The sequence below is a fragment of the Halopseudomonas laoshanensis genome, assembly GCF_008365385.1.
In the GTDB taxonomy this organism is placed as follows: domain Bacteria; phylum Pseudomonadota; class Gammaproteobacteria; order Pseudomonadales; family Pseudomonadaceae; genus Halopseudomonas; species Halopseudomonas laoshanensis.
In genome coordinates, this window is the sequence record NZ_QOVF01000002.1 from 25,837 (window position 1) to 38,437 (window position 12,601).

Annotated in this window: 8 protein-coding genes; 2 read left to right on the forward strand and 6 right to left on the reverse strand. The window is 59.6% G+C overall.

The window, feature by feature from the left end; genetic code table 11:
* Positions 1–112: 112 nt before the first annotated feature.
* From DT594_RS06715 to DT594_RS06725, 3 genes are all read right to left on the reverse strand, one after another.
* Positions 113–1,912 carry an acyl-CoA dehydrogenase gene (locus DT594_RS06715; protein WP_149331993.1) on the reverse strand — a complete coding sequence of 600 codons (1,800 nt, stop codon included), beginning with the start codon at positions 1,910–1,912 and terminating at the stop codon, positions 113–115.
* Between the two features lie 98 nt (positions 1,913–2,010).
* A complete protein-coding gene (locus DT594_RS06720; RefSeq protein ID WP_149331994.1) occupies positions 2,011–3,195 on the reverse strand; it encodes an acetyl-CoA C-acyltransferase in 1,185 nt (394 codons plus the stop codon).
* Between the two features lie 89 nt (positions 3,196–3,284).
* Positions 3,285–4,622: a spinster family MFS transporter gene (locus DT594_RS06725; protein WP_149331995.1), complete on the reverse strand. Its 1,338-nt coding sequence runs from the start codon at positions 4,620–4,622 to the stop codon at positions 3,285–3,287.
* 230 nt (positions 4,623–4,852) lie between these two features.
* On the opposite strand from DT594_RS06725, the gene DT594_RS06730 reads away from it, so the two are divergent.
* Both DT594_RS06730 and DT594_RS06735 read left to right on the forward strand, forming a co-directional pair.
* Positions 4,853–5,944, forward strand: a complete 1,092-nt coding sequence (locus DT594_RS06730; protein WP_149331996.1) for an FAD-dependent oxidoreductase — start codon at positions 4,853–4,855, stop codon at positions 5,942–5,944.
* Between the two features lie 158 nt (positions 5,945–6,102).
* The gene (locus DT594_RS06735; protein ID WP_246164580.1) at positions 6,103–7,650 is read left to right on the forward strand and encodes a methyl-accepting chemotaxis protein; all 1,548 of its coding nucleotides are present in this window, start codon (positions 6,103–6,105) and stop codon (positions 7,648–7,650) included.
* Positions 7,651–8,147: 497 nt separating this feature from the next.
* Here the strand turns inward: DT594_RS06735 and DT594_RS06740 are convergent, their stop codons facing one another.
* From DT594_RS06740 to zipA, 3 genes are all read right to left on the reverse strand, one after another.
* On the reverse strand, positions 8,148–9,092 hold the full coding sequence (locus tag DT594_RS06740) for a tRNA dihydrouridine synthase (protein ID WP_149332622.1): 945 nt from the start codon (positions 9,090–9,092) through the stop codon (positions 8,148–8,150).
* Positions 9,093–9,142: 50 nt separating this feature from the next.
* Positions 9,143–11,518 carry an NAD-dependent DNA ligase LigA gene (gene ligA, locus DT594_RS06745; RefSeq protein ID WP_149331998.1) on the reverse strand — a complete coding sequence of 792 codons (2,376 nt, stop codon included), beginning with the start codon at positions 11,516–11,518 and terminating at the stop codon, positions 9,143–9,145.
* 118 nt (positions 11,519–11,636) lie between these two features.
* Positions 11,637–12,518, reverse strand: a complete 882-nt coding sequence (gene zipA, locus DT594_RS06750) for a cell division protein ZipA (RefSeq protein ID WP_149331999.1) — start codon at positions 12,516–12,518, stop codon at positions 11,637–11,639.
* Between the last annotated feature and the right edge of the window lie 83 nt (positions 12,519–12,601).

The window sequence follows — 12,601 nt, forward strand, 5'->3', positions numbered from 1 at the left end:
TGACACCAGACGAAGATGGCCGAGCTTCAACCTGAGCTGCGGAGTCGGCAAAGACCCGCTGTTCAAGTGAAACTCGATCATCCCGTATCAGCCTCCGATGGTCGGGGTGCGCTTAGAAACACTCCGCCGGCATATCCAGCGTGGTCCGGTCGGCATCCCGCAATACGGCTGCCAACGCCAGCGGCTTGGGCAGTTCGTAGCGCAGGAAGTACTCACAGGCCGCCAGCTTACCCTGATAGAACGCCTTTGGCCGCTCTCCGCCCTGCTGCAATCCCTTCAGCGCGGTTTCCGCCTGACGCAACCACAGCCAGCCAACTACCACATGGCCGAAGCATTCCATATACAGATAGGCATTGGCCAACGCCCGTTCCGGATCGCTCTTGCGCAGGGCCTGCAGCGCGTCGGTCACTTCTTCAAGGGTCGCCAGCGCATCGCTCAGCAGTTTGGCCTGCGCAGCCAGTTCGGTCGCCGAGCCGCAGCTGTCCAGTGTGGCGCGAATCCGGCCCAGCAGCGCTTGGTAGAAGCGCCCGTCCTGCATGGCTACCTTGCGGCCCAGCAGGTCCTGACCTTGAATGCCATGGGTGCCTTCGTGGATCGGATTCAGGCGGTTGTCACGGTAGAACTGTTCGACCGGGTACTCTCGGGTATAGCCGTAGCCGCCGTGCACCTGGATCGCCAGGCTGTTGGCTTCCAGGCAGAACTGCGAGGGCCAGGATTTGACGATCGGCGTGAGCAGATCATTCAACCCTGCGGCCTCCTCGCGAACGGACGGATCATCCGCGTGCTTCTTCTCGTCGATCAGCGTCGAGGTAAACAGGCACAGCGCCAGTCCGCCTTCAACGAAGGCCTTCTGCGCCAGCAACATACGGCGCACATCGGCATGTTCAATTAGCGGAATCATCGGCGAAGCCGGATCACGCTCTTTCAAAGGCCGCCCCTGGCGCCGATCACGGGCGTATTCCAGCGCATGCAGGTAACCGGTGTAGCCGAGCATCACTGAACCCAGACCCACGCCGATGCGCGCCTCATTCATCATATGGAACATCTGCGCCAGGCCTTGATGCGGTTCGCCGACCAGATAACCCACCGCCCCGCCCTTCTCGCCAAAATTGAGCATGGTTGAGGTGGTGCCGCGGTAACCCATCTTGTGAATCAGGCCGGCCAGTTGCACGTCGTTGCGCTCGCCCAGGCTGCCGTCTTCATTGACCAGAAACTTGGGAACGATAAACAGCGAGATGCCTTTGACGCCGGGTGGCGCATCCTGCAGCTTGGCCAGCATCAGGTGCACGATGTTCTCGCTCAGCTCGTGATCGCCAGCGGAGATGAAGATCTTGTTGCCGGTGATCCTGTAGCTGCCGTCCTCGGCCGGAATAGCGCGGCTCTTGATATCGGCCAACGAGGAACCCGCATGCGGTTCAGTCAGGCACATGGTGCCGAAGAAGCGTCCCGCCATCATCGGCTCGGCAAAGCGCCGCTTATACTCTTCGCTGCCGTGAGCCATGATCAGGTTGCAGGCGGCGATGGTCAGCCCGGCGTAGGCCTGGGTGCTGACGTTAGCGCCTTTGATGATGCCGATACAGGTTTGCGCGACCACGGAAGGCAACTGCATGCCGCCGCGCTCGTAATCCTGCGAGGCGGCCATCAGACCGGTATCGCGCAGCACCACCAAGGCGGCGGCGACTTCCGGGCGAATGATGACTTTGCCGTTTTCGAAGCGTGGCTCGTTGGCATCACAGAGTGCGTTATGCGGAGCGAAGGTTTCAGCGCCGACCTTGAGTGCCAGCTCGATAGCGGCGTCAAAAGTGTCGCGGCTGTGGTCGGCATAACGGGGAAATTGGGTAAAGCGTTCGATATCCAGCAGCTCGTAGAGCAGAAAGGCCAGATCGTCGGTATTGATGATTTTTTGAGACATGGAAATTCCTCGGGAATGTCAGCGGCAAGTAGAAAAGCAAAACCCGAGCAGGGGCTCGGGCTTGCTTGTGGCTTGCGACTGTAGCTAGCCGCTGAGCTTTACAGTACTTCGAACAGGCCAGCTGCGCCCTGGCCACCACCGATACACATGGTGACGACGACGAACTTGGCGCCGCGACGCTTGCCTTCGATCAGCGCATGGCCGGTCAGGCGCGAGCCGGTCACACCGTAAGGGTGGCCAATGGCGATGGAGCCGCCGTTGACGTTGAGGTTTTCCATCGGAATGCCCAGCTTGTCACGGCAATAAACCACCTGGGAGGCGAAGGCTTCGTTCAGTTCCCACAGACCGATATCGTCCATGGTCAGGCCATTGCGCTTAAGCAGTTGCGGAATGGCGAAGACCGGGCCGATGCCCATCTCGTCAGGCTCGCAACCGGCGACGCTGAAACCGCGGAAGATGCCCATGGGTTCGATGTTCTGCTGCTCGGCAGAGGTGCTGTTCATAACCACGCAAACCGATGCACCATCAGACAACTGGCTGGCGTTACCGGCAGTGACAAAGTGCTCAGGGCCACGGACCGGCTGCAGACCTTGCAGCGCTTCCAGCGTGGTGCTCGGACGGTTGCACTCGTCCTTGACCAGGTTGACTTCCTTCTCGCTGATGTTGCCGGTCTCCTTGTCCTGAACCATCATCTTGACCAGGTAAGGCACGATCTCATCATCGAACTTGCCGCTTTCCTGACCGGCCGCAGTGCGCTGCTGGCTGATCAGCGCGTACTCGTCCTGAGACTCGCGGCTGATGTTGTAGCGGGCAGCAACAATGTCCGCAGTCTCGATCATGGACATGTACAGATCAGGCTTGTTTTCTTTGATCCACTGGTTAACACCGTGGAAGTTGTTCAGTTTGTCGTTCTGGCACAGGCTGATGGATTCGACGCCACCGGCGACGATGGCCGGAATCTTTTCGCTGACGACGCGCTGGGCGGCAATCGCGATGGACTGCAGGCCGGAGCTGCAGAAACGGTTGATCGACATACCGGCAGTAGTCACCGGCAGACCGCCACGGATCGCGGCCAGACGCGCCATGTTCTTGCCCTGAGCGCCTTCGTGGAAAGTCGCGCCGAGGATCACGTCTTCAACCAGTGATGGGTCGATACCCGCGCGCTTGACCGCGTGCTCGATAACATAGCCAGCCATGTCGACACTGTGCGTGTTGTTCAGGGCGCCGCGATAGGATTTGCCCAGTGCGGTACGGGCCGTGGATACAATAACTGCGTCAGACATGATGTCGCTCCTCTCAAGTATTCAGATGACGATTATTCAAATGACAATAAGTGCGCCAGGCGAACCTGGCGCGGATTCAGATCAGGTTATCAGGCCGGCTGGGCCTGCTTATCACCCCAGCGGACCAACGTTTCGCGGGCTTCACGATAGGGTTTCAAGCCCATCCACAGGAGCACGACCGATGCCATGGTGATGATACTGGCTACCCAGAATATCGAATAGCGTACGGCCATGTCGTCCATGAACACGTAGTCGGTCACCATCGCTACTGCGGTTGGCCCAATACCCAGGCCAATCAGGGTGACGGTGAACAGATAGATAGCCGAGGCCTGACCGCGCATGGAGTTAGGCATGACCTCCTGGATCGCTGCCGGTGCAACACCGAAGGGCATGGCGACAGTGAACACGTTGAAGAACATCACGATCCAGACAATCGTCAGATCATCGATCAGGAAAACCACGTTGCAAGCCAGCGTCAGTACCGCAGCGAGCACGCCGACCCGCATGTTCGAGTCAGTGTAGCCGCGCTTGGCCAGATAATCTGCCAACCGCCCGCCAAATACGATACCCAGTGAGCCGGCGACCATCACAATACTGCCGTAATACATACCCACTTCGCCAGGGGTCAAGCCGTGGTTACGGATAAAGAAGGTCGGGATCCAGGCCGAGGCGCCATAAGAAGCGAACGACAGACAGGCAAACCCGAAGTTGTGGCAGAGCACGGTTTTACGGATGCTCATCAGATAGGCGCCAACGTCTTTCAGCGGGACCGCGACACCCGCACCCACGCCTTTACGCACAGGCTCCTTGAGGGCCAGAAGCACAAAACAGAAGGCGATGCCCGCCGCGCCGAGAATCAGGAAAATAAGCTGCCAGGGACGGACCATGCCAACGATTGGCAGCAGCACATCACCCTTGGCCGAAGCGAAAGTCACCACCATCCCGCCGAGTAGAAAGGCCATACCAGCGCCCAGGTAGATCCCCATGGAATAAACACTGATCGCCGTGGCGCGCTTTTCCGGCGGGAAGCTGTCAGCCATCAATGAGTAAGCAGCCGGAGAAAGAGCTGCTTCACCGGCGCCAACACCGATACGGAACAGCACAAAGTGCCAATACTGTTGCGCTAGACCACAGGCTGCGGTCATCAAACTCCAGACAAACACGCCGAAACCGATCAAGCCCTTGCGGCTTTTACTGTCGGCAATACGGCCCATGGGGATACCGCAAATAACGTAGAAAATGGCGAACGACAGGCCCATCAGCAGGCTCATCTGGGTATCGTTAATATCGAGATCGCGACGAATCGGAGCAACTAGCAGGTTGAGAATTTGCCGATCAATAAAAGACAGCACGTAGCACAACAACAGAATGGAGACGGTGCCCCAGGCTCGGGCAGTTGTTGGGTACAAACTATTATTGTTGGGCACGATCAACTCCGTCCGGGCGAGGAATAATTAGTGTCAAAAAAGATTATCAGGTTCGCAGTGCGAAAGTCGATTCCGAAAACGATCGATTGACCAGTTACATGCGGGTCCATCAGCGCCAGCTATAACCCCGCTGCGGCAACGCCCGCCCAGTGGCCGCGATCGTCAGACGATAGTGGCTGTAGAAGATCCGGAAACAGACTAAGCTGACGCCACTGCACACAGGACAGACAATGAATCGACCGCTTGTTTTGGCCGGAGCGGGTCACGCGCATCTGGTGACACTGCGGCGCTGGATAGATATTGGATTTCGCCCGCCCCCGGGCACGCTGCTGATCAATCCTACGCCGGCGGCCTGGTACTCGGGAATGATGCCAGGGCTGTTAGCCGGCCGGTTTGACGCGGCTGATTGTGCTATCGAGCTTGCACCGCTCTGCCATGCCTGCGGCATTGAATTGCAACTGGGTCAGCTAAGCATGCTGGATGCGGATCAACGCATCCTGCAGCTGACCGATGGCAGCCAGTCGAGTTTTGCCCTGCTGTCGTTGAATACCGGTTCGATCCCGCCGCTACCCGATTCAGTCGATGACAGTGTCAGGGTACTGCCAGCCAAACCCTTTCCCGCCCTGCATGAGGCCTGGAAAACCTGGCACCAGCACGTGGAAACAGCGCCAACATCCATCGCCGTATTGGGCGGCGGGCCGGCGGCGTTCGAATTGGCCCTTGCCGTGCGCGCCAGCCTCCCGTCTACCGAGGTGACGTTGATCTGCGCGTCCAGCTTGCTTGCAACGCATCCGTCCGCGTTGCGCGATCGAGCCTGCCGGCTGTTGGAGCAGCGTGGTATCCAGCTGATTGAACAGCAGAGCGTTAGCCGCGTCGCGGATGGCCAGTTGTTCAATGGCGCTCAGCCCTTGCTGCGATGTGAGGCGGTTATAGCCGCCACCGGAGCCAGTGCTCCCGCGTGGCTGCGCGACAGCGGACTTGAAGTAGACGGTGGCGGCTTTGCGCGTATCAGTCCGAGCTTGCTGAGCACCAGCCACTCCGGAATTTTCGCCTCGGGCGATTGCGCCAGCCTGGCAGGCGCACTGCGCTCGGGCGTTTATGCGGTGCGCCAAGGCTCGTTTCTCGCTGACAATATCATCAACCTACTCCAACGCCAGCCGATGCGGGACTATCAGCCGCAGCCACAGGCTTTGGCCTTGCTGGCCAGCGCCGACGGTGGCGCACTGATGAGTTACGGCCGCTGGAGCGCATCAGGGCGTGTGCTGGGCTGGTGGAAGGACCGGCTGGATATCGGTTTCATGAAGCGGCATCGTTTGGGATAAACGCCATCTGCGCGGGACGGTTTGCGGTAGACCAAAGGCGGATGGTCAGTATGGCTGAGTGCCGCGCATAATCAGTCTTTGAGCCGTGATTGGCCGCGCTGCAACAACAGCACTGAGTCACCGGCGCCACCATGATGTACTGGCCAAGGAAGAGCGCCATGCTGAAAGGTTCGAATAATAAAATATTTTGCCTCATCGCCCAGTTGCTGATCCTCGTCGCTGGCGCTGTCTACCTGGGCCCGCAGATCCTCTGGTTTGCCATGCCCTTGTCTGTGCTGCCCTGGCTAACCCAGTTGCGACGCTCAGACGCCAACGCAGCCACGAGTAGTGCCAACAGCCTCGAAGAGCTGGCCAGAAAGTTATCCCAGTCCACTTGCCGTAACGCCATTGCTGCAGCCGAGGTGTCCTACTCGGTCGAGCAATTGGCTGGGCGGATATCCTCACAGCTCGCCGCGACCACTCAGGCCGCCAGCAACGCCGGCGCGATCGCGCAACAGGTAGAACAAACTGCAAGCTACGCCGATAACGCCGATCATGCCGCAGAAGCGGCACTAGCCAGCAGTGCTTCGGGTAAACAGGCCCTGGACGACACTACCGCCCTGATGCAGCAACTGGCGAGCAAGGCCGATGACAGCCTGACCATGCTTGCGCAGTTGAACGAACGCGCGGCCAAGATAGTGCAGGTGACCCAGGTCATCGAAGGCATTGCCAGTCAGACCAATCTATTGGCACTTAACGCCGCCATCGAAGCGGCGCGGGCCGGCGACATGGGCCGCGGTTTTGCGGTGGTGGCGGACGAAGTTCGCGCACTGGCCAGCCGCACCAGTCAGTCGACCTCCGAAGTCTCCACCATCATCGACGAGATGCACCAGCAAGCCGGACGCGTCACCGCCAGCATCAATGACCTGACCGGGCAGATACAGGCCGGCGTACAGCTGATTGAGCAGGCTGACGGACAATTGGCCGGCATCAATCAACAAGGCGATGCGGTCAAACAGGCTACCACGCTGATTGCCCACAGCAGCGCGGCCAATCGCGATCAGTTGGATAGTCTGTCCGCGGCGGTTGAGCAGGTCAGGTCAGATCTGGCGGGCAGTGATGAGCAGACACGCCTGCTCGGCAATGAAGCCAACCATCTGGTGGAAATTGCCGAACAGGTCAGCGAGGTGCTGGCCGAGGTCGCGCTGGATCCTTACCACCAGCGCTGTTTCGAAGCGGCGCAGGCAGGGGCCAGGGCGATAGAAGAACGTTTCGAGGCGGATATTCAGAGTGGCGATTTGAGCCTGGAGCAGTTGTTCAATACAACGCTCAAGCCCATTCAGGGCACCCAGCCGCAGCAATACACCAGCGAGTTCGATGCTTACACCGATCAGGTACTACCCGCGATTCAGGAGCCGCTGCTGCGCGACAACCCTGCGCTGGTCTACGCCATAGCCACCACCATCGCCGGCTACGTACCCACCCACAACAGCGCTTTCTGCGCCCGCCCGAACGGCAATCTGCAGCACGATACCCAGTACTGCCGAACCAAACGCCTGTTCAATGACCGCACCGGTTCGCGCTGCGGTAGCCATGAAAAAACTCTGCTACTGCAGACCTATAAGCGCGATACCGGGGAGATCATGCATGATCTGTCCGTGCCGATTCGTGTGCGAGGACGGCATTGGGGTGGGATCAGGTTGGGCTATCGTCCGGAGGTGGTGTGAGCTGGGCTGCAGTGTAGTTGGCCAGACCGCTTGGATTCCCGCCTGCGCGGGAATGACGTGCTAGAAACAGAGCAGTGCAGGCCAGCTCACACCGGCTCCTGTTGTCAGCCCTACTCCCTGAACCCAACCGCAACAATGGATCCCCGCGTTCGCGAGGATGACGGCAGCGCACCACCGCACTCCATCCCACGCACCGTCATTCCTGGCAGGCGGGAATCCATGCGGATCTTGGCCTCCTGCACCGAGCCAACCACCCCTCACAGCCAACGCCAAGATCAGACCCAACAATGGATCCCCGCCCTCGCGAGGATGACTGCGAGAAAAACCACCGCACTCTATACCCACTCAGTCATTCCGTGTTCGTGAGCATGGGGGAGAACATCACGGCACTCCCCCACACACCGTCATTCCCGCGCAGGCGGGAATCCATTTTGACCTTGGTGTTGATGTTCGGGAGGAGAATACGGGCGTGCTGTTATACAGAGCGACACGCGAGTCTAAGCAGCCTGACGTGGATCAGCCAATTCCAATAACCGCTGCTCGATCACATCCGCCTGCACTTCCCGGCGCAACTGCGCGAATAACTCGGTCGCTTCTGGATACTGCCGCGTCATCAGACTCAGCCACTGCTTGATTCTACCTGGCGAGTGCCGGTCGATCATGCGCCCGCGGGTCTGGGTGAAGAACTCGGCGATCCACGGCAGTAGCGCCTGCCAGTCCATCGGTTCAACCAATTGCCCTGCGCGGGCAAGACTGATCCGCAGCGCCAGATCCGGCTGCACCACTAAACCGCGGCCGATCATCACCGAGTCACAGCCGCTGATGGCCTCTATGCGCTGATGATCGGCCTGGTCCCAGACCTCGCCATTGGCAATCACCGGCACTTTTACCGCTTCACGAATACGCGCAATCCACTCCCAATGCGCCGGAGGTTTGTAGCCGTCCATCTTGGTCCGGGCATGTACGGCGATCTCTGCGGCGCCCGATTCTGCCAGCGCCTGAGCACAGTCCAGGGTCAGGCTGGTATCGCTGTAACCCAGGCGCATCTTGGCCGTCACTGGAATCCCCGCGGGGGTGGCGGCGCGTACAGCGGTGACGATACGCGCCAGCTGCTCAGGCTCGCGCAGCAGAGTGGCGCCACCACCGTGACGGTTGACCGTCTTCGCCGGGCAACCAAAATTCAGATCGATCGCAGGCGCACCCCATTGCGCTAGCTGCGCGGCATTGACGCCCAACCAATGGGCATCCGATCCAAGCAATTGAGGGTGTACGGGTACGCCGGCGCGGGTCTTCCAGCCATGGTGCATTTCCGGAATAAAGCGCTCTACTGTGCCGAGATTCAATGCGGTATCCGTCACGCGCATAAATTCGCTGACACAGCGATCAATGCCGCCGATACGAGTCAAGATATCGCGCATGGGTGGATCGACCAGACCTTCCATAGGTGCCAGTACAATACGTGGCAGGCTCCGCGCAGCCGCAGTGTTATCGCTCAAGGCTCGATACCATGGTCTTTGAGCAGATCCAGCAGACCTTGCTCATCTAACACCGGAACGTTGAGTTGCTCGGCCTTGGCCAGCTTGCTGCCCGCACCCGGCCCGGCAACCACACAATGGGTCTTGGCTGATACGCTGCCTGCCACCTTGGCCCCCAGGCTTTCCAGATAATCCTTGGCCACATCACGTGAGAAGGCTTCCAGGCCGCCGGTCAGTACCCAGGTCTGGCCGCTCAGTGGCATACCTTCGCTTTGCGCGGCGCGGGGGCTGTCCCAGTGCATACCGAAGGCCTTCAGTTGCTGCTCAATCTGCAAAACCCGTTCGCGGCGCTGGGCATCGGCGAAGTAGTCGCGCAGTCCGGTCTGGGCCTTCTCGGTAAAACGCTCTACTCGCTTCAGCTCCAGCCAGTCAGCCTGCATGATCGCTTCCAGGCTGGTAAAACTGGCGGCCAACCGCTCTGCACCGGTTTTCGCTACCCCAGGAATCTCCAGGCGGGTGATAAATTCGGCGAGACTGACGCTGGCGGCCAGTTCCGGATTGAGCTCGCCCTCCTCCTGCAGCACCAGGCCGCGCTCCAGCAACTGGCGTATCACCGTCTGATTATGCTCGTCGTCAAAGAACGCGTGAATCTCGTGGGCGACTTCCATCCCTACATCCGGCAGATACACCAGTACCTCAGGCAAGGCCTGACTGATGCGCTGCAGCGAACCCAGCGAGCGTGCCAGGAGCTTGGCGGTTTCCTCACCGACATCGGGAATACCCAGCGCATAGATAAACCGCGCCAGCGTGGGTTGTTTGCTGTCCTGAATTGAGCCAAGCAGGTTCTTGGTGGAGATTTCGGCAAAGCCTTCCAGCGCTAGCACCTGCTCGTAGGTCAGCAGATACAAGTCGGCAGGCGAGCTGACCAGCCCGGTATCGACTAGCTGCTCGACAATCTTCTCACCCAGCCCATCGATATCCAGCGCGCGCCGCGAGACAAAGTGAATGATCGCCTGCTTGAGCTGCGCCTGACAGGTCAGCCGTCCGACGCAGCGGTACACCGCGCCTTCACTGACAGTCTCCCGGCCCCGGCCACGTTTGATCAGTTGCGTACGCTCAACATCCGAGCCGCAAACCGGGCATTGCTCGGGAATCTTTACAGGTCGCGCGTCCGCCGGCCGCATATCCGCCACCACCTGCATGACCTGCGGAATCACGTCGCCAGCGCGGCGGATGATGACGCTGTCGCCAATCATCAACCCCAGCCGCGCGACTTCGTCCATATTGTGCAAAGTGGCGTTGGATACCGTGACGCCGGCAACCAGTACGGGGCGCAGGCGTGCGACAGGCGTGACCGCACCGGTGCGCCCGACCTGAAACTCGACGTCGAGCAGCTCGGTGATTTCTTCCATCGCCGGGAATTTATGCGCGATCGCCCAGCGCGGCTCACGCGCACGGAACCCCAGTTCGCGCTGATAAGCCAGTTTGTTGACCTTGAACACGACGCCGTCAATCTCGTAGCCCAGCGCGGCGCGGCGCTCGCCGATATCCCGGTAATACTCCAGGCACTCATCCACACCCGCGGCGAGCTTGAGCTCCTTGCTGATGCTCAACCCCCACTCGCGAAGCTGGTGCAGAATGCCTACTTGAGAATCCGGCAGTTCGCCGTCGACACGGCCAATGCCATAACAGCAGAATTCCAACGGACGTGCGCGAGTAATATTGGGATCCAGTTGACGCAGCGAACCCGCCGCAGCATTACGCGGATTGGCAAAGGTTTTGCTGCCGGCTTCGCGGGCACGCTCGTTCAGCGCTTCAAAACCGGCCTTGTTGATAAAGACTTCACCGCGCACCTCGAGTACTGCCGGCCAACCCTGCCCGCGCAGTTTCAGCGGCACATTGCGGATAGTGCGCACGTTGCTGGAGATATCCTCGCCCGTGCTGCCATCGCCTCGAGTAGCGCCCCGCACCAGTTGCCCATTTTCGTATAGCAAACTGACCGCCAGACCGTCGAGCTTGGGCTCACAACAGTATTCCACCGCTTCACCAGCGCCAAACAGATCACCTGCCGGCAGATCCAGCCCTTCACGAACTCGCCGATCAAAGTCGCGCATGCTTTGCTCATCAAAGGCATTGCCCAGGCTGAGCATGGGCACTTCATGCGCTACCGTACCGAAGGCAGACAGCGCAGCGCCACCCACGCGTTGGGTGGGCGAATCCGGGGTAATCAGGTCAGGCTGGGCTTCTTCGATTGCCTTGAGCTCGTTAAACAGGCGATCGTATTCCGCATCGGGAATCGAAGGTTCATCGAGCACGTAATAGCGATGGTTGTGGAGGTCAATCTGCTCACGCAATTCAATCGCACGGGCAGCCGGGTCCTGAGTTTGAGTCATGGCGAGTATCGGTCGGGAAACGAATGCCGATTGTACCCAATGGCGGAGTAGACGTCAGGCGTTAGCGCAGTTCTGCTGGAGACTTCGCGGCAAGGCGCCGCGAAGAGAAATAGCTACTTCAGCGGCGCATGCCGTAATGCTTGCGCTCGAACTCGGCGATGCGCAGGCGGTAGTGCTCAATGGTCTGGGCAGTGAGAACGCTGCGTTGATCGTCCTTCAGATCGCCACCCAGCTCGTGAGCCAGCTTACGTGCAGCGGCAATCATCAAATCCAGCGCCTGCTTGGGGTGCCGCGGACCGGGCAAGCCCATGAAAAAGCTGACGGCGCGCACGCGGGTGTGATCCATCTCGTCCAGATCAAACACACCCGGCTTCAGCGCGTTGGCCATGGAAAACAGCACATCGCCATTGCCGCTCATGCTTTCATGGCGATGGAATATATTCATTTCACCGTGGCGCAAGCCGCTTTCAAGGATGCTTTGCAGTAGCGCCGAGCCGGCAAAGCCGTCTTCGTCTCGGGCGATGACATTGATCACCAGCACTTCTTCAACCGGCGCTGCTTCCTTGGCGGGTTCTGGCTCTTTCGGCTGAATCGGCGCTTTGGGTTCGCGTGACTTCGCCGGCTTGGAAGGTTTACCTGTAACACCGCTGGCGGCCAGAGGATCAAGTAACACCGGCACGGGCTCTTCCAGATCCAGGCCTACCTGTTCTGGCTGGCGTTTTTCCGCAGGCATCTGCAGCGCCGGATCCGTATCGAAATCATCTTCGTCAAAAGACGGCTCCTCACGATCGAAACGCTCCTGGCGTTCATGCCGCCCAACAACGCGCGGCGGACCCAGCAGATCGGCGCCTTCTTCGGGATCGGGCAGGTCTTTGACGCTGCGATCCAGCTTGAAGCGGATTTTCGACCGCCCGCCCATACGCCGCCAGCCGTCGAATAGAATGCCGGCGATTACCAGTAGGCCGATAATGATGAGCCACTCACGCAAACCGAAATCCATGAATATTCTGACCCTGTTCTTCAGATTCTGTTCTGGCTCAAGCCCTTGGGCGCGAACCTTAAAGTAAGTTGATGCGGTGACAT

Bases quoted from the DNA above. Each gene is read 5' to 3' on its own strand.
- DT594_RS06715 (WP_149331993.1), bottom strand. From the start codon at position 1,912: ATGTCTCAAAAAATCATCAATACCGACGATCTGGCCTTTCTGCTCTAC.
- DT594_RS06720 (WP_149331994.1), bottom strand. From the start codon at position 3,195: ATGTCTGACGCAGTTATTGTATCCACGGCCCGTACCGCACTGGGCAAA.
- DT594_RS06730 (WP_149331996.1), top strand. From the start codon at position 4,853: ATGAATCGACCGCTTGTTTTGGCCGGAGCGGGTCACGCGCATCTGGTG.
- DT594_RS06735 (WP_246164580.1), top strand. From the start codon at position 6,103: ATGCTGAAAGGTTCGAATAATAAAATATTTTGCCTCATCGCCCAGTTG.
- DT594_RS06740 (WP_149332622.1), bottom strand. From the start codon at position 9,092: ATGGAAGGTCTGGTCGATCCACCCATGCGCGATATCTTGACTCGTATC.
- ligA (WP_149331998.1), bottom strand. From the start codon at position 11,518: ATGACTCAAACTCAGGACCCGGCTGCCCGTGCGATTGAATTGCGTGAG.
- zipA (WP_149331999.1), bottom strand. From the start codon at position 12,518: ATGGATTTCGGTTTGCGTGAGTGGCTCATCATTATCGGCCTACTGGTA.